This window comes from Spirillospora sp. NPDC127506, from assembly GCF_040302145.1.
Classification (GTDB): Bacteria; Actinomycetota; Actinomycetes; order Streptosporangiales; family Streptosporangiaceae; genus Spirillospora.
The window spans coordinates 45,274-64,693 of sequence record NZ_JBEORG010000022.1 but is presented as its reverse complement, the minus strand read 5'-3'; the positions used below and the strand labels follow the sequence as shown (position 1 = coordinate 64,693).

Here is a 19,420-nt window from a genome sequence, read left to right as displayed (position 1 = left end):
GAGCGCACGATCCGGCTAGGGTCGAGCGGTGCCCGAGCTGCAGCGGCTGGACGCCGGCCACGCCCCGGCGGTCCTGGCCTTCGAACTGGCGAACCGCGCCTACTTCGCCGCCTCGATCTCCGACCGCGGCGACGAGTACTTCGACCGGTTCGCCGACCGGCACCGCGCCATGCTGGCCGAGCAGGAGGCCGGCGCCGGCGCCTACTACGTGCTCGTCGCCGACGACGGCTCCATCCTCGGCCGGTTCAACCTCTACCGCATCGAGGACGGCGCCGCCGACCTCGGCTACCGGGTCGCGCGGCACGCCGCCGGCCGCGGCGTGGCGACCGCGGCCGTCCGGGAGCTGTGCCGGCTGGCGGCGGCGCGGCACGGGCTGCGGGCGGTGCGCGCCGCCACCGCCCGCGAGAACGCCGCATCCCGGAGAGTGCTGATCAAGGCCGGTTTCGTTCCGGTCGGCCCGGCCGATCCGGCCGACCTGGGCGGCAAGCCGGGCACGCGGTACCGGCGCGACCTGGCGCCCGCGGGGTCAGACGAGGGCGGCGGCCAGTAGGGCGGACGGCGTCGACCCGGGACTGTTCACCGAGGTGTTCTGGGCGGGCCTGCACGGCCTGGCCACCCTGACCCGGGCCGGGCGGCTGCCGCCGGAGCACACCGAGTCGAGGGTGCGGCTCCTGGTGGACCGCCTCGCCATGCTCTGACGCTCCCGCCCGGGAGGCGCGCGTCCCGGGCGAGATTCCGTCCTAGCGGGCGGGGAGGATCCGGCCCTTCACCTCGCCGAAGCCGATGCGGGCGCCGGACGGGCCTGGGGCGGTGGCCGTTATCGAGACCTCGTCGCCGTCCTCCAGGAACGTGCGGGGTTCGCCGTTGACCTCGACGGGCTCCTTGCCGCCCCAGGTCAGCTCGATGAAGGCGCCGCGCTGCTCCTTGGCGGGGCCTGAGATCGTGCCGGAGGCGAAGAGGTCGCCCGTCCGGGACGAGGCGCCGTTCACCGTCATGTGCGCGAGCATCTGCGCGGGCGACCAGTACATCTCGCGGTAGGGCGGGCGGGAGACCACCTGGCCGTTCCAGGAGACCTCAAGCTCCAGGTCCAGCCCCCACGGGTTCTTCTCCTGAAGGTAGGGGAGGGGCTCCGGGTCTTGGGGCGGGGTCGCTACGCGGGCGGCCTCCAAGGCCAGGAGAGGGACGACCCAATGGGAGACGGACGTAGCGAAGCTCTTCCCGAGGAACGGCCCAAGGGGGACGTACTCCCACGCCTGGATGTCGCGGGCCGACCAGTCGTTGACCAGGACGACCCCGAACACCCGCTCGGAGAAGTCCTCCGTGGTCACCGGCGTGCCCAGCGGGGAGCCCGTGCCCACGACGAAGCCGACTTCCGCCTCGATGTCCAGGCGGCGGCTCTCACCGAAGGTGGGGGCGTCCTCCCCCTTGCGCTGGCCGGTCGGGCGGACGATGTCCATCCCGGACGGGACCACCGTGCCGGCCCGGCCGTGGTAGCCGACCGGCAGATGCCTCCAGTTCGGCATCAGCGGCTCGGCGCCGGGGCGGAACAGGCGGCCCAGGTTCGACGCGTGGTACTCGGAGGCGTAGAAGTCGACGTAGTCGGCCACCTCGAACGGCATGTGCATGGCGACCGCGTCCACCGGATGCACCGCCTCGTCCAGGACGTCGTCCGTGACCAGGTCGAGGATCTGCTCGCGGACCTCTACCCAGTGCGCGTGGCCCTGCGCCATGAACGGGTTCAGGGACGGAGCCGCGAACACGTCGTCGCCCAGCGCCAGGGCGAGGTCCACCACCGAGTCGGCGACGCGGACGCCCACGCGGGGTGCGGTGCCGGGGGTCGAGAAGACGCCGTAGGGGAGGTTGGCGAGCCCGAAGAGGGAGCCTTCGGGGATCGCGATGCGGGTCATCGAGTGCACTCCTGGAGCGCGGACGCGAGGAGGCCCAGGTCCGCGAGTTCGTTCAGGGGGTCGGTGATGCTGCACGTCCCGAAGGACAGGAAGCGGCCGCGGGCGGCGATCGTCCGGGCCTCGCCCAGCGACGACACGCGGGACGCGACGGACGGGGCGTCGCGGTCGGCGAGGATCGCGGCCAGCTCCGCCACCGGGCGGCCGCGCAGCGCGGCGTCGGTCGCGAGCAGGAGGTTCAGGAAGCCGTGCTGGTGGAAGCCGGTCTCCGGGTCGGTGTTGCGGACGGGATGGTGCAGCCCCGCCGTCGCCTTGAACGGCAGGCGGGCGTCCACCGCGGCCTTGATCCCCGCGGCCAGCTCGTCCGGGCTCGGGTAGAGGTGCGCCTTCACGCCGCCGGTGCGGAACTTCGCGCGGTGCCGGCGGGCCGCCACCGCGGCGATCATCGCGGGCCGGCGGTCGTCGCGCGGGATCTCCACGTAGACCGGCGCGGTGGTGCGGCCGAGCACGCGGAAGAACTCGTCCGGCTGCATGCCGGGCGGCACCGCGATCTCCAGGCCGCGCACGGTGACCGGCAGTTCGGCGGCCCTGGCCAGGGCCTTGGCCGCCTGGCACGGTCCGCCGGGCGCGGTGATCGACACGTCGAGGGGCTCGTCGCCGAGCAGCCGGTCCAGCTCGTCCAGCGCGGTCGCCGGCACGACGAGGGGGCCGACGAGGTCGGCGTACGGGGCGGCGCGGTGCGCGCGGTGGGCCGGGACGGCCTCGGCCAGCGGTGCGAGGCCGGGCGGGAAGACGGCCGCGTCGTCGCAGAGGGCGTGGGCGAACGTCGGGATCATCGCCGCCTCGCCCACGTCCAGGCGTAGCCGGTGTCCTCGCACGCCAGCCCGCCCTCGCCGAGTTCGAGCGGGTGGAAGGTGTCGACCATGACGGCGAGTTCGTCGAAGAAGTCGACGCCGATGCTGCGCTCGTAGGCCCCGGGCTGCGGGCCGTGCGCGAGGCCGCCCGGGTGGACGGAGACCGAGCCCTGGCCGATGCCGGAGCCCTTGCGCGCCTCGTAGTCCCCGCCGCAGTAGAACATGATCTCGTCGGAGTCGACGTTCGAGTGGTAGTAGGGCACCGGGATCGACAGCGGGTGGTAGTCGACCTTCCGCGGCACGAAGTTGCACACCACGAAGTTGTGGCCCTCGAACACCTGGTGGACGGGCGGCGGCTGGTGGACGCGGCCGGTGATGGGCTCGAAGTCGTGGATGTTGAACGTGAACGGGTACAGGCAGCCGTCCCAGCCGACGACGTCGAACGGGTGCCGCGCGTAGGTCATGCGGGTGCCCACGATGCCGCGCGAGGTGCGGTGCTTGACGTAGACCTCGACGTCGGTCTCGTCGGAGAGGAGCGGCTCGCCGGGGCCGTGCAGGTCGCGCTCGCAGTACGGCGCGTTCTCCAGGAACTGGCCGTAGCGGGAGAGGTAGCGCTTGGGCGGCGCGACGTGCCCGGTCGCCTCGATCGCGTAGGCGCGCAGAGGCTCGTCGCCGGTGGGCAGCCAGCGGTGGGTGGTGGACGTCGGGATGACGACGTAGTCGCCCTGCTCGGCATTCAGCACGCCGAAGACCGTCTCGACCGTGGCGGCGCCCGACTCGACGTAAACGATCTCGTCGCCGGTCGCGTTGCGGTACAGCGGCGAGTCGGCGGCGGAGACGACGTAGGAGAGGCGGACATCGCCGTTGGCGAGGATCACCCGCCGCCCGGTGACGACGTCGGTCTCGGCCCAGGTCTCCTTGGGGAACAGGTCGTGCAGCTTCAGGTGCCGCGGCTTGAGGGGGTGGTTGGGCGTCGTCGCCGTGTCCGGGACGTCCCAGGTCCGGGAGTCCGTGATCGCGGACGGGATGTCCCGGTGGTACAGGAGGGACGAATCGGAGGAGAACCCCTCCTCGCCCATCAGTTCCTCGAAGTAGAGCCGCTCCTCGCCGTCCCTGTGCTGGGTGTGGCGTTTCGGCGGCACGTGGCCGACCCGGCGGTAGTGGGCCATGTCCGTCGCCTCCGATGGTTAATGCATTAACTACTTTGTGCCGACACTACGACTCTTCTCCCGCCCGGGGAAGGGTTAACTGCGTTCCCGCACGTCGAAGGAGGTGCGGCCGGCGATCAGCTTGTCCAGCAGCATGATCAGCATCCGCTGCTCGGTCTCGCTCAGCGTGCTCGCCCACTGCCGCTCGCGCGCGTGCTGCCCGGCGAAGATCTCCAGCATCGCCTCGCGGCCCCGCTCGGTCAGCGACAGGATCACCGACCGGCCGTCCCGCTCGCCGGGCGTGCGGGCCATCATCCCGTCCGCGATGAGCGTCTTGGCCAGGTTGGACACGGCGGCCCGGCTCATCCCGGCCAGCGTGGCGGCGCGTCCGGGCTCCAGCGGCCCGGCCAGCCAGGTCACGAACAGCAGCCGGAAGCCGGCCCAGGAGTGCCCGCGCGGCCGGTGCACCGTGGACTCCAGGTCGTAGGTGACGATCGCCGAGGCGCGGTTGAGGGTGAGCAGCAGCCGGGTCGCGAGCCGGTCGGGGAACCCGAACTCGTCCGCGAGGCGGCGTCCCGCGAGGTCGACGAACGTCCAGAAGTCGGGATCGTCCCGCTCGCCGTCCGCGCTCATGTCCTCGCCACCAATCCGATTCATGGTTTGACCATTTAACCCGGCGGACGGGCTCAGCGGAATTCGCGGGCGATCTCGGTGAGGGCCTCGTCGACCACCTCGGCCATCGTGCGGGCCGGCTGCTCCTCGATCCAGGTGAGGGACGCGATGCGGAGGGCGGTCATGAAGGCGCCGGCCATCGTGCGGCAGCGCAGCCCGCCGGGCGGGAGGCCGTCGCGGGCGGCGATCAGCCCGGCGAGGGATCGCTCCATCCCGGCGTACTGGGCGAGCTGCCGGGCCAGCACGGACGGATGGTTGCGGGCGAGGCGGACCTGCGCGGCCCAGTGCGGGTCCATGGGGCCGAACTGCTCGTGGACGGCCTCGAACGCCGCGCGCAGCGCCGTCCAGGACGACTCCTCCGGGGGGCGGGCCTCGAACGTCTCCAGCAGGGAGCGCATCCGCTGCTCGCCGCCGTAGAGGAGGGCCTCCTCCTTGCCGCCGAAATAGTTGGAGAAGGTGCGGCGGGACACGCCGGCGGCGTCCGCGATGGCCTCGACGGTGACCGCGTCCAGGCCGTGCTCGACGGCGAGGCGCATCGCGGCCTCGTGCAGGGCGCGGCGCGTCGCCTCCTTCTTGCGCTCGCGCAGCCCGCCCTTGCCGCCGCGCGGCGCGCCGTCCCGCGGCCCGCTCCCGTCGTGCGGCCCGCTCCCGTCGTGCGGCCCGGTGCCGTCGCGCAATCCGCCGGTGGTCTCCATGGTCAGCCCAGCCTACCCATCCGCAAACGCTGCCATGTGAGAAAACTTGCCCAATGGGAAGGAGGTCGTGCGGGCCGCGTACGGGGACGCCGCCGGCCACATCTTCCTGGTGTCCGCGGGTATCGCGGTGGTCGGGATCGCCGCGGCGGCGCTGCTCAAGCCGGTCACGCTCCGCGACAGCCTCGAACTGGTGGAGAGCGCCGAGACCGGCGACCCGGTGCCCGCCGCGGAGGGCGGTTCGTTGTCAGGATCATGACAACGAACGGCCCGAAGAGCTGAGTTGAGGCAGAAGAGCGCGGAGACACCGCTCTATACGGTCACTGCCAAGATCTCGTACCGGAGGCGGTAGATGAGCGGACGATCGGAGTTCGGGCGCCGCGCGGCGTCGGTCGTGCGGGCGGGAGGCATGTTCGCCCGGAGCGGGCTGTGGCGTCCCGGACCGCCGCTGAAGGTCGCCCGCCAGCTCAACGCGCTGCGCCGCTGGGGCACGCTGCTCGGCGGGACGGTCGTGTCCGCCGCCGCCCGCGACCCCGGCGGCGTCGCGATCGTCGACGACGCCGGGGAGCTGACCTACGGCGAGCTCGACGCCCGCACCGACCGGCTCGCCGCCGCGCTCGGCCGGTTCAACGGCGCCCCGCGCGTCGCCGTGCTCTGCCGCAACCACCGCGGCATGGTCGAGACCCTCGTCGCGTGCAGCAAGCGCGGCTCCGACCTCGTCCTGCTCAACACGGGGATGAGCACCGAGCAGCTCCGCACCGTGCTGCGGCAGCAGCAGATCGACGTCGTCATCGCCGACGCGGAGTTCGCCGAGTTCATCGCGGCCGTGCCGCGGACCGTCCACGTCATCACGGCCGGCGGGGCGGGGTCGGAGCTGGAGAACACCATCGCCACCGCGCCCGCCGGGCCGGTCGACCCGCCGGCGAGGGCGGGCCGGACGATCGTCCTCAGCTCCGGCACGACCGGCCGCCCGAAGGGCGCCGACCGGCACTCGCGGCCCGGGCTGTCGCCGCTCACCTCGATCCTGTCCCGCATCCCGTACCGGGTGCACGAGCGGATGCTCATCGAGGCGCCGCTGTTCCATACCTGGGGCTACGCGATGCTGCAGGCGGCGATCCCGCTGCGCGCCACGATCATCCTGCGGTCCCGGTTCGACCCCGAGCAGACGCTGCGCACGATCGAGGCCACCCGCGCGACGGCGCTCGTCGCCGTCCCGGTCATGCTGCAGCGCATCCTGGACCTCCCGGAGACCGTGCGGCGCGGGTACGACACGTCCTCCCTGCGGATCGCCGCCCTCAGCGGCTCGGCCCTCCCCGCCACGCTCGCGACCGCGTTCATGGACGAGTTCGGCGACATCCTCTACAACCTGTACGGGTCGACGGAGGCGTCCTGGGTCACCATCGCCACCCCCGCCGACCTGCGCGCCCACCCCGACACCGCCGGGACGCCGCCGCCCGGGACGAAGGTCGCGATCCTGGACGAGGCCGGGCGGCCCGTCCCGCCCGGCACGACCGGCCGCATCTTCGCCGCCAACGAGCTGCTGTTCGCCGGCTACACCAGCGGCGAGACCAGGGAGATGCGGGACGGCCTGATGAGCCTCGGCGACGTCGGCCACCTCGACGCGGACGGCCGGCTGTTCGTGCGGGGCCGCGACGACGACATGATCGTCTCGGGCGGGGAGAACGTGTTCCCGGCCGCGATCGAGGAGGTCCTGGAGAAGCTCCCGCAGGTCCGCGAGGTCGCCGTCGTCGGCGTCCCGGACGACGACTTCGGGCAGCGCGCCGCCGCGTACATCGTCCTGCGGGACGGCGAGACGCTCGACGCCGACGCCGTCCGCGCCCACGTCCGCGAGCATCTGGCGCGGTTCGCCGTGCCGCGCGACGTCCACTTCCTGGACGCCCTGCCCCGCAACGCCACCGGCAAGATCCTCCGCCGCGCCCTGCCCGCCCGCTGACCGCGCCGGGTCGCGCCGCCGTCAGGTCGTGGCGGGCGGGCGCGCCGTCTCGACGGTGAACCAGAGGCGGGTGCGGCCGGGGGACTGGTCGAGGCCCCACTCGCGGGCGAGCGCGTCGATGACGGTGAGGCCGCGGCCGTGGTCGAGGCGGCGGCGGCCGTGCGGGTCGGCGCCGGCCGGGTCGGGGCGGGCGGGGCCGTCGTCGGCGACCTCGACGCGCAGGACGCGGCCGTCGGTCGAGACCGTCACGGTGACCAGCCCGGAGCCGTGCAGCACGGCGTTGGCGACGGCCTCGGACGTCATCAGCTCGACGTCGTCGAGCAGGTCGCCGTCCGCGACGACCTTCGCGGCGAGCTCGCGGACGACGCGGCGGGCCCGGCGGCCGCCCTCACCGCCGCCGCCGAAGCCGAACGGCTCCCCGAGCCGCTCCATCCCTGCCGTCACTCGATCACCACACCTGGATTCCGGAAGCGCAACGCAATCATTCACCTGCGCTGAGTGATGGGCAACGCGACCGGTGCATCGATCTTGGCCTTTCCGGGACAGCCGGGCCGGAAGATACTCACCGAGGTGCACAAATCGGGTGTTTTCTCCGTCCCGCGGCGAGAATCAGCGGACGCCCTCCCCGTGTAACCATCCGATTCGGCAGCGTTCTTCGCCCGGCGGGCGAATGACGGCGGTCGTCCCGGAGGTGCGCCATGCAAGCGGTCGTCCTCGCCTGTGCCGCGCAGGCCGTGTACATCGCCGCCTATGTCCTGTTCAAGACGGCCACCGGGCGGATGAGCCCGATCGGCGGCCGGCATCCGCTGCACGCCGCGGGACGGCTGGTGCGCAGCCCGCGCTGGCTCGCCGGGGTCGCGGTGCTGCTGGCGGGCTTCGCGCTCTCGGCCGCCGCGCTCGTCACGATCCCGGTGGCCGCGACCCTGCCCGCCTACGCGCTCGGGCTCGTCCCGCTGCTGGTCGTGGGCATGAGCGGCTTCGGCGAGCGGCCCACGTCGCGGGAGTGGCTCGCGGTCCTCATCACCGTCGCCGCGATGGCCACCGCCGTGCTGTCGGTGCTGCCGGACCACGGTGAGCCGCTGCGCGACGCGCTGCACCGCACCGGCGGCGCCGGCGCGGCCGCCGCCCTCCCGCTGTGGAAGGCGGCGCTGGTCTTCGTGCCGTCGCTGGCCCTGCCGCTCTGGATGCTCGGCGCGCGCGACCGCGCGGCCGGCGGCCGGCACGCGCGCCCGCTGACCGGCATCGCCTACGGGCTCGGCGCGGGCGTCCTGCTCGGCGCCACCGAGGTGTTCGGGCAGGGCATGGCGATGATGCTCGCGGCGGGCCGGAGGACGGACGTGCTCGCGTCGCCGCACCCCTACCTGTTCCTGCTCGCCGGCGTCCTCGGCCTCGTGCAGCTGTCGATCGGGCTGCAGCGCTGCCGCCTCACGATCATCGTCACCGTCGTCACGGTCACGGCGAAGACGCACCTGCTGCTGTCGGCCACGCTGCTGTACGCGGAGCCGTGGCCGGGCGAGCCGGCCCCGCTCCTGCTGCGGGCCGCGGGCGTCGGCCTGGCCGTCCTGGCCCTGACGGCGTTCCCGCGGCACGAGCGCCGCACGCGCCGGCTCCGCCAGCCCGTGCCCGCCGTCCCGCCGGCGCAGCCGCGCATCTACCCCTCCCGCCTGGGCTGATGCAATCTTGTCATTGTCAAGATAGGGTGGGCGGCGATCCCGAGGAGAAGGAGCCGACGCGATGACGGAGAACCCCGCCCTGGCGCGGCGGATGTGGCATCAGCTCGAACCCGTGCACGCCCTGTTCTGGTACTCGCCCGACGTCTTCGCCGAGGCGGCGGCGCTCGGCTACGACGTCGGCACCCGCTGGCCGAGCTACTTCGCCTGGCGCGCCGCGCCGCTCGGCACCGCAGGCCCCGAGCGGGTGGCGTCCGCGTTCTACAGCTTCAGCCCGCGCATGGTGGCCGAGCACATCCCCGCCGCCTGGGCGGTCGCGCCGCCCGAGCGCGTCCTCGAAGGGCGGTGGCGCGCCGTCGACCGCATGTACCGGGCGCTGCTCGGCGACGGGATCGGCGACGCGGACCTCGCGGAGGCCGCGGGGCTCGCCCGCGCCGCCGCCGAGGAGGCGGACACCGCCGGCCGCCCGCTCGCCGCCGCCAACGCCGGCCTGCCCTGGCCGGACGAGCCGCATCTCGTCCTGTGGCACGCGATCGGCATCCTGCGCGAGCAGCGCGGGGACGGCCACGTCGCCGCGCTCCTCACCCACGGGCTCGACCCGGCCGAGGCGCTGGTGTCGTTCGCCGCGATCGGCGCCGCGTCCGTGGAGACGTTCGCGAGCCGGGGCTGGACGGACGGGGAATGGGCCGCCGCCCGCGACCGCCTCGCCTCCCGGGGCCTGGTGGACGCGGAGGGGAAGGCGACCGACAAGGGCCGCGAGCTGCGCGACTCCGTCGAGCGGATGACCGACGACCTCGCCTACGCGCCCTGGCGGACGCTCGGCGCCGACAAGGCCGACCGGCTCGCGCAGCTGACGATGCCGATCCTGGTCAAGGTGCTGGAGACCGGGCTGATGCCCGCGCAGAACACGCTCGGCATCGGCAAGGTGCAGGCGCCGCCCCGCTGAGCCGGCGGCCGCCGGGCAGGCACCGCCCCGCTGAGTCAGCGGCGGCGGGGGAGGCGCCAGGCGGTCTCCTCCAGCCGGCCGGTGTTGCCGAGGTCGATGGGGCCGCCGGCCTCGACGATGACGACCGGCCGCCCCGGCGCCGGCCGCACCTCCAGGTACCGTCCGGTCACGGCCGTGGTGGTCGGGTCGGTGACCAGGTTCCGCCAGACGATCCCGAAGATCGCCGACTCGCCGGGACGGATCGTCAGCGGCTCCGGCCCCGCGTCCTCGATCCGCGTGGTGCCCCGCACCACCTTCACGTCGAACGGCTGCCGGTCCTCGTCGAGGACGCGCAGGGACGCATAGCCGTCCAGCCGGTACGGGCGGTCGCCGCAGTTGCGCAGCCTGATGGCCGCGGCACGGAGGCCCATCGCGGCCTCGGGCCGCTCCATCCCGACGCTGATGCCCTCCCGCGTGCACACCGGCGGCGCCGGCGACGTGGACGGAATGGCGATGGAGGTCGGCCGCGCCGGGCGGGGCTCGGACGGGACGGCGGCGGGCGCCCGCTCGGCGCCGCAGGCGGTCAGGCCGAGCAGCGCCGCCGCGGCGAGCGGCAGGAGCGGGATCCGCTGGATCGAGGTCACCCCGGAGATCATGGCAGAGGCGCCGCGCCCCGGGGGCGGTGCCTCAGGACCCCGGCGCCCCGGCCGACTTCATGCACGCCAGGAGGGCCTTCTGGGTGCGGCCGTCCTGCGCGTCGGGCCGCCAGGTGCTGGTGTCCTGCGGCACCTTCACGCCGTGCCGGCGCATGCAGTCGACGAACGCGCTGACGACCTTGGACGGGGCGGCCGACGGCGCCCCGCCGGGTGCCCGGGACGTGCCGCCCGTGGACGCGCCGCCCGAGTCCGCCCCGGCCGGCGCGGACGCCCCGCCGCCCGTGGGGGCCTGCGCGGACGGGGTCGGCGCCGGGTCGTCGCCGTCGTCGCCTCCACCGCAGGCAGCGGTCAGCGCCAGTGCCGGGACGAGCAGCAGAGCCGCCAGATGACGTCGGTTCACTGGTGGTCCTTCCAGCCGGATGGGGCCTCGACAATAGCCGGTGGAGTGGTCTCGCGTCCGCCCGGCCAGGCATCTTCCCGGCACACGACAATTGCGGAACCTGCCCTCCGCTAACAGAGAAAGCCGTGACCGGGTTTCTGCAGCGGCGACCACCGGTGCCTCGAATTTACCGGCCAGTAGTTATGTTGAACGCCGCGAACTGGGAAAAGAGGGAAGAGCATGGCGGCCGCGCTCGGTACGTCGGCCGGGCGGGCGTTCCGGTTCCGTTGGCGCGCCGAGCGTTCGTCCCTCGCGAGCGTCCCGCTCCTCGTGCCGGTCCCGTACGGCGCGAGCGGTCGGCCGTGGGGACCGCCCGGAGAGCGTCCACAGGCTCCGCGCCATTTGCCGGGCCTTTCCGGAGACGCGCTGCGAGCGTCCGCCGGCCTGCGTTTATCACTCGGGTGACAAACGCGTCATCGAATCGTTGTCCCATTCCCATGGCGGACGGCGCGGGCGAGGGCCCACACTCGGTGGCCTTCCCCGCGACGAAGGTGGTGTGCGATGTCCGATGACGCCTACGACTTCGACGTCATCGTGGTGGGCTCCGGGTTCGGCGGAAGCGTGTCGGCGCTCCGGCTGGTCGAGAAGGGCTACCGGGTCGCCGTGATCGAGGCCGGCCGCCGGTTCGACGAGCGGACGCTCCCCAAGACGTCCTGGCGGCTGCGCAAGTACGTGTGGGCGCCGCGCCTCGGCATGCGCGGAATCCAGCGCGTCCACCTGGTCGGCGGCAAGGCCGGGGTGCTGGTGCTGGCGGGGGCCGGCGTCGGCGGCGGCTCGCTCGTCTACGCCAACACCCTCTACGTCCCGCCGGAGCCGTTCTTCAAGGACCGCCAGTGGGGCGGCATCACCGACTGGCAGGACGAGCTGAAGCCGTTCTACGACCAGGCCCGGCGCATGCTCGGCGTCACGACGAACCCGCTCGTCACGCCCGCCGACGAGGCGATGAAGCGGGTCGCCGACCGGATGGGCGCCGGCGACACCTACCATCCGACGCCGGTCGGCGTGTTCTTCGGCGACCGGCCCGGCGAGGACGCCGACGACCCGTACTTCGGCGGCGCCGGGCCGCGCCGGACGACCTGCACCGCCTGCGGCTCCTGCATGATCGGCTGCAAGGTCGGCGCGAAGAACATGCTCACCAAGAACTACCTGTACCTGGCGGAGAAGGCGGGCGTCCAGGTCATCCCGGACACCACCGTCACCGCGCTGTCGCCGCGGGCGGGCGGCGGCTACGAGGTGGTCGCCGAGCACACCGGGCCGCTGCGCCGGCGCCGCCGGACGCTGACCGCCGAGCACGTCGTCCTCGCCGCCGGGACGTACGGGACGCAGCGCCTCCTGCACCGCATGCGCGCGTCCGGCCGCCTGCCGAACCTGTCGCCCCGGCTCGGCGAGCTCACCCGCACCAACTCCGAGGCGCTGCTCGGCGTCGAGCGCATGACCGTGTGGCACCGCAAGAAGGACGTCGACCACAGCACCGGCCTCGCGATCACCTCGTCCTTCCACCCGGATGACAAGACCCACATCGAACCCACCCGGTACGGGGCGGGCAACAACGCGATGGGCGTCATCCGGACGCTGCTCGTGGACGGCGGCGGCGCGCCCCGCTGGCTGAAGTTCCTCGGCCAGGCCGCGCGGCACCCGACCATCATCCTGCGCGGCCTCTCCCTCAAGGACTGGGCCAAGCGGACGGTCATCGCCCTCGTGATGCAGACCGCCGACAACTCGATCACCCTCAGCGAGAAGCGGGGCCGCCTCGGCCGCCGCAGGCTGGTCGCGCGGCAGGGCGACGGCGAGCCGAACCCGACCTGGATCCCCGTCGCCCACGACGCCGTCCGGATGCTCGCCGAGGAGCTCGACGCCACCCCCGGCGGGACGTGGTTCGACCTGTTCAACATCCCGACGACGGCGCACTTCATCGGCGGCTGCGTCATCGGGGAGACCCCGGAGACCGGCGTCATCGACCCGTACCACCGCGTCCACGGGTATCCGGGGCTGCACATCGTGGACGGCTCGGCGGTCACCGCGAACCTCGGCGTCAACCCGTCCCTGACCATCACGGCCCAGGCCGAACGCGCCATGGCGTTCTGGCCGAACCGCGGCGAGAAGGACCCGCGCCCCGAGCCCGGCAGCGCCTACCGGCGCATCGACCGCGTCATGCCCGACAAGCCCGTCGTCCCGGCGACCGCGCCCGCCGCGCTCCGCTGACCGCGCCGCACCGGCCGTACCGCACCGGCCGTGCCGAGCGGCTACTCCCCGGGCAGGTCGGCGGGTTCTTCCGGGGCCGGCCGCTGGGTGGCCTGATGGACGCGGACGGCCAGGATCGCGCGGGCGAACCGGCCGGCCAGCTCGCCGTCCATCTCGTCCGGGATCTGGTCGACGCCGATCAGCCCGCCCGGCCGGGCGACGACCGCGGCGGACTCGTCGACCCGCACGCCGCGGCCGTCGCCGAGGTCCTCGACGGCCGGGAGGTCCAGCGCCGCCCGCAGGGTGTCCTGCAGCGCGCGGACGGTCGCCGCGTCGCGGTCGATGCGCACCTCGGCGGCGTCGGCGCGCTCCTCCGCGGCGTCCGCGCGCCGCTCGGCCCGGTCCGCGCGGGCCATCGCGGCGAGGATGCGGTCCTCCGCGGAGTCGGCGAGCTGCTCGGCGCGCTTGGCGCGGGCGGCCTGCTCCTCCGCCCGGCTCGCCGCTGCGTTCTTCTCCACGGTCAGCCCGGCGACCTCGCCCTGGACGACGCTCAGCTCGGCGCGCAGCCGGCGCTCGGTCTCGGCGGCGGCCTCCAGCTTGGCGCGGGCCTCCGCCAGCTCGGCCCGCGCGTCCGCCAGGTCGCTGCGGGCGGTGGCCAGCGCGTTCTGCTCGGCGGACAGCCGGGTGGCGAGGTCGTCGCGCTCGCGCTCGGCCTCGGCCCGGGCCTCGTGCTCGGTGCTCCACGCCGCCTCGGCGCGCTTGCGGAGCCCCTCGGCGTGCGCGGCCTCGTTGGCGGACGTGGCGCGGGCCTGCTGGTGCGCGCCCGCCTCCTTCCACGCGTTGGCCTCGCTCTCCTGCGCGGCGGTGACGCTCGCCTTCGCGGCGGCGAGGCCCTTCTCCAGCTCCTCGCGCGCCTCGGCGACCTCCTGCCGCGCCGCGTCCGCGCGGGCGTCGGCCTCCTTGGCGCGGGCCTCCGCCTCCGCGGCCAGCCGCCGCGCGTCGCCCGCCTCCGCGAGCGCCCGCTCGGCCTCGCCCAGCACGCTCTTGACCTCGCCGTCGAGCCGGTCGCCCAGCGCCGCGGCGAGGGTGCCGAGCTGCGCCACCAGCCCGGAGAGCCGCTCGACGTCCTGCCCGAACGCGCGCACCGGTGCCGGATCGACCCCGGTGCCCGCAGCAGTCTCGCGCTCCACGACCACCTCCGCGGGTCGGTCCTCGCCGGAGGCGCGGTCCGGCAGCGGGAGCGGCGCGGTCAGCACGCCGTCGTCCGGGACCTCTTGATCTTCGCGCACGCGAGCATCCTAGTGAAACGTCCCGTTTTGCACCTCCCTCTCGCGCCTCTGTCTTCACTCCGGCATCGTGGCCCGCGGCGGCGTCCCGGCCCGGCGGCGCGTCCAAACTTGGACGACTCCTTATCTTGACTCGTTCAAGAAAATCGGACACCCTGTGTCGCGTGGTGACGACCTCGGAGTTTCCGGAGTTGCTGCGCGGGGCCGCTCTGCGAGTGACCAGGCCGCGGGTCGCTGTGCTGCGCGCGGTGCATGCGCACCCGCACGCGGACACCGACACGATCATCGGCGCGGTGCGCCGGGAGCTGCCGAAGACGTCCCACCAGGCCGTGTACGACTCGCTGCGCGTGCTGACGACGGCGGGGCTGGTGCGGCGCATCCAGCCCTCCGGCTCGGTGGCGCGCTACGAGTCGCGGACCGGCGACAACCACCACCACGTCGTCTGCAGGTCCTGCGGCGCCATCGCCGACGTCGACTGCGCCGTCGGCGAGGCCCCATGCCTCACCGCCTCCGACGACCGGGGCTTCTCGATCGACGAGGCCGAGGTCGTCTACTGGGGCCTGTGCCCCGACTGCCCACCCGATCCATCCACTGCTTCGTCCTGGAAGGAAGCACATGGCTGAGAACACCGAGAGCGCCGGCGGCTGCCCGGTCGTGCACGGCACGCGCGCACCGCACCCCACCCAGGGCGGGGGCAACCGCAACTGGTGGCCGGAACGGCTCAACCTGCGGGGGCTCGCCTCGCAGCCCGCCGAGACCAACCCGTACGGTCCGGACTTCGACTACGCCGAGGCGTTCAAGAGCCTCGACCTGCCCGCCGTCAAGGCCGACATCGCCGCGCTGCTCACCGACTCGCAGGACTGGTGGCCCGCGGACTTCGGCAACTACGGGCCGCTCATGATCCGGATGGCGTGGCACAGCGCCGGCACCTACCGGATCCACGACGGCCGCGGCGGCGGCGGGAGCGGCCAGCAGCGCTTCGCGCCGCTGAACAGCTGGCCGGACAACGTCCTCCTCGACCGCGCCCGCCGGCTGCTGTGGCCGGTCAAGAAGAAGTACGGCAAGAGCCTCTCCTGGGCCGACCTGTACATCCTCGCCGGCAACGTCGCCCTGGAGTCGATGGGCTTCAAGACGTTCGGGTTCGGCGGCGGCCGCGAGGACGTCTACGTCCCGGACGAGAACGTCTACTGGGGCCCCGAGCAGACCTGGCTCGGCGACGAGCGCTACACCGGCGACCGCGAGCTGGAGAACCCGCTCGCCGCGGTGCAGATGGGCCTCATCTACGTCAACCCGGAGGGCCCGAACGGCAACCCGGACCCGCTCGCCGCGGCCCGCGACATCCGCGAGACGTTCCGCCGGATGGCGATGAACGACGAGGAGACCGTCGCGCTGATCGCCGGCGGCCACACCTTCGGCAAGACCCACGGCGCCGACCCGCACGCCAACGTCGGGCCGGAGCCGGAGGCCGCGCCGCTGGAGCAGATGGGCATCGGCTGGAAGGGCACCTACGGCACCGGCAAGGGCGCCGACGCGATGGGCAGCGGCCTGGAGGTCACCTGGACCGACACGCCCACCAAGTGGGACAACAGCTTCTGGGAGATCCTCTTCGGGTACGAGTGGGAGCTGTACAAGAGCCCCGCGGGCGCCTGGCAGTGGCGGCCCAAGGACGGCGCCGGCGAGGGCACCATCCCGCTGGCCCACTCCGACGGCCGGACGCACCCGACGATGCTCACCACGGACCTGGCGCTGCGGTTCGACCCGATCTACGAGCCGATCTCGCGGCGGTTCAAGGACAACCCGGACGAGTTCGCGGACGCGTTCGCCCGCGCCTGGTACAAGCTCACCCACCGCGACATGGGCCCGGTCGTCCGCCTCCTCGGCCCGGAGGTCCCGGACGAGGAGCTCATCTGGCAGGACCCGGTCCCGGCCGTCGACCACGAGCTCGTCGACGCGGCGGACATCGCCGACCTCAAGCAGCGGATCCTGGCCACCGGGCTGTCGGTCCGGCAGCTGGTCTCCACCGCGTGGGCGTCGGCCGCGTCGTTCCGCGGCAGCGACAAGCGCGGCGGCGCCAACGGCGCCCGCATCCGCCTGGAGCCGCAGCGCGGCTGGGAGGTCAACGAGCCCGACGAGCTGGCGCAGGTGCTGAGCGCGCTGGAGGGCGTCCAGCGGGCGTTCAACTCCGCGCAGACCGGCGGCAAGAAGGTCTCGCTCGCCGACCTGATCGTCCTCGGCGGCTGCGCGGCCGTCGAGAAGGCGGCCAGGGACGCGGGCCACGACATCGAGGTGCCGTTCACCCCGGGCCGCACCGACGCCTCGCAGGAGCAGACCGACGTGGAGTCGTTCGCGGCGATGGAGCCCACGCACGACGGGTTCCGCAACTACGTCGGCAAGGGCAACCCGCTGCCGGCCGAGTTCCTCCTGGTCGACCGGGCGCAGCTGCTGAACCTCACCGCGCCCGAGATGACGGTGCTGGTCGGCGGCCTGCGGGTCCTCGGCGCGAACTACAAGGGGAGCAAGCTGGGCGTCCTCACCGACCGTCCCGGCGCCCTGACGAACGACTTCTTCGTGAACATGCTCGACATGGGCATCACGTGGGAGCCGACGTCGGAGGACTCCGAGACCTTCGAGGGCCGGGACGCCTCCGGCGACGTCAAGTGGACCGGCAGCCGCGTCGACCTCGTGTTCGGCGCGAACTCCGAGCTCCGCGCGATCTCCGAGGTCTACGGGGCAGACGACGCGAAGGAGAAGTTCGTTCAGGACTTCGTCGCCGCGTGGAACAAGGTGATGAACCTGGACCGCTTCGACCTCGCGTGACCGTCACGTCCAGGCCGGCCCTCCTCCCTGGCCGGCCTGGACGCCGTCACGCACGGCAGACGCCGTCACGCACGGCAGTCCGGGCAGAGCCCCCAGAACGTCACCTCGGCCTCGTCGACGAGGTATCCGGCCTCGTCGACCGGCTCCAGGCAGGGCGCGTGCCCCACCACGCAGTCGACGTCCCTCATGGCCCCGCAGTTGCGGCAGACCAGATGATGGTGGTTGTCGCCGACGCGCCCCTCGAACCGCGCCGGGCTGTCGCCCGGCTGGATGCGGCGCACGAGCCCCGCCGCCGTCAGCGCGTGCAGCGCCTCGTAGACGGCCTGGAGCGAGATGTGCCCCACCCGCTCCCGCACCCCGCCGGCGATGGCCTCGACATCGAGGTGGTCCCCGGTCCGGACGGTCTCCAGCAGAGCGACGCGGGCGGCCGTCACCCGCAGCCCGACACCGCGCAACTCCTCGGCGATGCCCTGCGACGCGGCCATGTCCCACCCCAAGACGCAAAAGATTCCGACAACGAATGACAAAAGTGTAGTCGAGGCCCGCTAACCCCATGAAACAAGCACGTCCGCAACCAAGCCCACCCCAACGCTCTCGCCATCCACGAGAGCGCAGAAATGATGGTGCGTACGCACTGGGACCCGGTGACGCGGGCCGGCCTTGTCAGGACTTGGCGGTGGTTATGGGCTTGCCCAGGGCGCTGCCCTTGGTCCACTTGGCGAAAGGCAGCTGCCAGTAGCCCCAGCCGTTCGTCCACTGGAGGGAGCGCTTGGTGCCGGTGATGGTGACGATGTCGCCGCGGTAGGACCAGTGGAAGAACCACTGGGCGTCGGCGGCGGGGGAGCGGACGCAGCCGTGGCTGCAGTTGCGGTTGCCGAGGCAGGACGGGTCGTCCATGTTCTGGTGGATGTACTCGCCGCTGTTGGAGATGCGGGTCGCCCACGGGACCTTCTCGTCGTACCAGCCCGGGTCGCCCTTCTTCTTGCCCGGCGGGCGCATGCGCTCCAGGCGGACGTGGTCCATGGTGAGGTGGACGCCGCTGGTGGTGAGCAGGTGGTCGACGCCGTCGCGCTGGACGTCGCCGCCGGAGCCGAGGCTGACGCCCCAGGTGCGGACGGTGCGGCCGTTCTTCTTGACGACGAGCCGGTGCGTCTTGGCGTTGATGCTGACGACGTGGGAGTCGCCGACCTTGAAGGTGCGGACGACGTCGCGGTCGCCGAAGACGTCGTCGCCGATCCGCAGACCCGCGTAGTGGATCTTGACCGTGACGCGCTGGTGCGGCTTCCACGGGCGCTTCGGGCGGAACACCATCGAGGGGAGGCCGTTGAAGGACTCGCCCGCGCTCAGCCAGCGCCAGGCGCCCTCGGTGGGGGTGGTCGAGGAGATCTCGGTGGCGCGCTCGATGAGCGGCTTGGCCTTCTCCGGGACGGCCTTGTTGAACTGGACGAAGACCGGCATGCCGGTGCCGACGGTCTCGTTCTGGCTGGGCACGACGTTGTTGACGCGGGTGGCGGCGGTGGCGCTGCTGGTGCGGAACGCGCTCGTCGCGGTGGTGGACTTGCCCTTCGGGGACGTGGCCGTGGCCGAGACCTGGTAGCGGCCGCCGGGCTGCAGCGTCCACTTGGAGTGCCACTTGGTCTTGTCGGCGGAGAACTCGCCGGGGACGTCGGCGCCCTTCAGCTTCACGGAGACGGCCCCGAGGGTGCCGCCGGAGGCGGTGACCGTCACGCCCCGGTCGGGGCGGGCCCTGCCGTTGCCGTTCGCCGGGGTGATCGTCACCTGCGGCGTGCCGTCGTCGCCGCCCTTCGCGGTCGCTCCGCCGGATTCCCCGTCGCCGCCGCCGCAGGCGGCCGCCAGCCCCAGGACGAGCGTCAGCACCAACGCCTTTCCTCGCACCGTTCTCCTTCAACAGCCGGCCGGACCCGCGTACCGCGGGACGGCAAAGAGATCGCTTACGGAACGGCCCTTATTCCCGAGCCGGCCGGAGGCGGGGCGGCAGGGTGGCGGCGTCCGATCACTTAAGACGTCCATGGTCCCCCGAAGGTTCGCGCGCCGGGGCCGATTCGGCGGATCTTTCGTGGTCCGCTGACGCTCCGGGCCCTCGGTCGATCTTCTCTTCAAGACTGTGCTGGGCGCGGTTAAAAGCGGCGATCCGCGTGCTGACCAGTTGCGATGCTGGACCGTGGCCGGCCCGCGACGGCCCTGCTAGGTGAGTTCTTGTC

At 73.1% G+C, this 19,420-nt stretch carries 19 protein-coding genes; 8 read left to right on the top strand and 11 right to left on the bottom strand.

Going from position 1 to position 19,420, the window contains the following annotated elements; all coding sequences use genetic code 11:
• Positions 1-28 precede the first annotated feature (28 nt).
• Complete coding sequence (locus ABTW95_RS21330) at positions 29-550, top strand: GNAT family N-acetyltransferase (RefSeq protein WP_500227173.1); 522 nt, start codon at positions 29-31, stop codon at positions 548-550.
• A 190-nt stretch (positions 551-740) separates the two neighbouring features.
• On the opposite strand, the gene fahA is transcribed toward ABTW95_RS21330, so the two are convergent.
• The 5 genes from fahA to ABTW95_RS21305 form a co-directional block, all read right to left on the bottom strand.
• Positions 741-1,907 carry a fumarylacetoacetase gene (gene fahA, locus ABTW95_RS21325; RefSeq protein WP_396445502.1) on the bottom strand — a complete coding sequence of 389 codons (1,167 nt, stop codon included), beginning with the start codon at positions 1,905-1,907 and terminating at the stop codon, positions 741-743.
• Positions 1,904-2,782: a hypothetical protein gene (locus ABTW95_RS21320; RefSeq protein WP_396445503.1), complete on the bottom strand. Its 879-nt coding sequence runs from the start codon at positions 2,780-2,782 to the stop codon at positions 1,904-1,906. Before ABTW95_RS21320 ends, fahA begins: the two co-directional genes overlap by 4 nt.
• Entirely contained in the window at positions 2,737-3,927 is a 1,191-nt protein-coding gene (locus ABTW95_RS21315; RefSeq protein WP_500227172.1) for a homogentisate 1,2-dioxygenase, read from the bottom strand. The genes ABTW95_RS21320 and ABTW95_RS21315 overlap by 46 nt, the downstream gene beginning before the upstream one ends.
• Before the next feature lie 75 nt (positions 3,928-4,002).
• Positions 4,003-4,563 carry a MarR family winged helix-turn-helix transcriptional regulator gene (locus ABTW95_RS21310; protein ID WP_500227171.1) on the bottom strand — a complete coding sequence of 187 codons (561 nt, stop codon included), beginning with the start codon at positions 4,561-4,563 and terminating at the stop codon, positions 4,003-4,005.
• A gap of 29 nt (positions 4,564-4,592) precedes the next feature.
• Positions 4,593-5,273: a TetR/AcrR family transcriptional regulator gene (locus ABTW95_RS21305; protein ID WP_396445506.1), complete on the bottom strand. Its 681-nt coding sequence runs from the start codon at positions 5,271-5,273 to the stop codon at positions 4,593-4,595.
• 46 nt (positions 5,274-5,319) lie between these two features.
• Here ABTW95_RS21305 and ABTW95_RS21300 point away from each other — a divergent pair, with 46 nt between their 5' ends.
• Complete coding sequence (locus ABTW95_RS21300) at positions 5,320-5,529, top strand: hypothetical protein (RefSeq protein WP_396445507.1); 210 nt, start codon at positions 5,320-5,322, stop codon at positions 5,527-5,529.
• A gap of 93 nt (positions 5,530-5,622) precedes the next feature.
• Positions 5,623-7,224, top strand: a complete 1,602-nt coding sequence (locus tag ABTW95_RS21295) for an AMP-binding protein (RefSeq protein ID WP_396445508.1) — start codon at positions 5,623-5,625, stop codon at positions 7,222-7,224.
• Positions 7,225-7,245: 21 nt separating this feature from the next.
• Here the strand turns inward: ABTW95_RS21295 and ABTW95_RS21290 are convergent, their stop codons facing one another.
• Positions 7,246-7,668, bottom strand: coding sequence for an ATP-binding protein (locus ABTW95_RS21290; RefSeq protein WP_396445509.1), 423 nt, complete (start codon positions 7,666-7,668; stop codon positions 7,246-7,248).
• A gap of 254 nt (positions 7,669-7,922) precedes the next feature.
• Here ABTW95_RS21290 and ABTW95_RS21285 point away from each other — a divergent pair, with 254 nt between their 5' ends.
• Positions 7,923-8,897 carry a hypothetical protein gene (locus tag ABTW95_RS21285; RefSeq protein WP_396445510.1) on the top strand — a complete coding sequence of 325 codons (975 nt, stop codon included), beginning with the start codon at positions 7,923-7,925 and terminating at the stop codon, positions 8,895-8,897.
• Between the two features lie 61 nt (positions 8,898-8,958).
• Positions 8,959-9,840, top strand: a complete 882-nt coding sequence (locus ABTW95_RS21280; protein ID WP_500227170.1) for an SCO6745 family protein — start codon at positions 8,959-8,961, stop codon at positions 9,838-9,840.
• A gap of 35 nt (positions 9,841-9,875) precedes the next feature.
• Here ABTW95_RS21280 and ABTW95_RS21275 read toward each other — a convergent pair whose 3' ends face one another.
• A complete protein-coding gene (locus ABTW95_RS21275; protein WP_396445512.1) occupies positions 9,876-10,463 on the bottom strand; it encodes a DUF4232 domain-containing protein in 588 nt (195 codons plus the stop codon).
• A gap of 43 nt (positions 10,464-10,506) precedes the next feature.
• Complete coding sequence (locus tag ABTW95_RS21270; protein ID WP_396445513.1) at positions 10,507-10,875, bottom strand: hypothetical protein; 369 nt, start codon at positions 10,873-10,875, stop codon at positions 10,507-10,509.
• Between the two features lie 540 nt (positions 10,876-11,415).
• Between ABTW95_RS21270 and ABTW95_RS21265 the strand changes: the two genes are divergently transcribed.
• Positions 11,416-13,116: an FAD-dependent oxidoreductase gene (locus tag ABTW95_RS21265; RefSeq protein WP_396445514.1), complete on the top strand. Its 1,701-nt coding sequence runs from the start codon at positions 11,416-11,418 to the stop codon at positions 13,114-13,116.
• A gap of 41 nt (positions 13,117-13,157) precedes the next feature.
• On the opposite strand, the gene ABTW95_RS21260 is transcribed toward ABTW95_RS21265, so the two are convergent.
• Positions 13,158-14,384 carry a hypothetical protein gene (locus tag ABTW95_RS21260; protein WP_500227169.1) on the bottom strand — a complete coding sequence of 409 codons (1,227 nt, stop codon included), beginning with the start codon at positions 14,382-14,384 and terminating at the stop codon, positions 13,158-13,160.
• A 188-nt stretch (positions 14,385-14,572) separates the two neighbouring features.
• On the opposite strand from ABTW95_RS21260, the gene ABTW95_RS21255 reads away from it, so the two are divergent.
• Both ABTW95_RS21255 and katG read left to right on the top strand, forming a co-directional pair.
• A complete protein-coding gene (locus ABTW95_RS21255) occupies positions 14,573-15,004 on the top strand; it encodes a Fur family transcriptional regulator (protein WP_500227200.1) in 432 nt (143 codons plus the stop codon).
• Positions 14,997-17,198, top strand: coding sequence for a catalase/peroxidase HPI (katG, locus tag ABTW95_RS21250; protein WP_396445517.1), 2,202 nt, complete (start codon positions 14,997-14,999; stop codon positions 17,196-17,198). The genes ABTW95_RS21255 and katG overlap by 8 nt, the downstream gene beginning before the upstream one ends.
• Before the next feature lie 65 nt (positions 17,199-17,263).
• On the opposite strand, the gene ABTW95_RS21245 is transcribed toward katG, so the two are convergent.
• Together ABTW95_RS21245 and ABTW95_RS21240 are read right to left on the bottom strand one after the other, a co-directional pair.
• Positions 17,264-17,683, bottom strand: coding sequence for a Fur family transcriptional regulator (locus ABTW95_RS21245; RefSeq protein WP_396445518.1), 420 nt, complete (start codon positions 17,681-17,683; stop codon positions 17,264-17,266).
• 178 nt (positions 17,684-17,861) lie between these two features.
• A complete protein-coding gene (locus tag ABTW95_RS21240) occupies positions 17,862-19,094 on the bottom strand; it encodes a L,D-transpeptidase (RefSeq protein WP_396445519.1) in 1,233 nt (410 codons plus the stop codon).
• Positions 19,095-19,420: the final 326 nt, after the last annotated feature.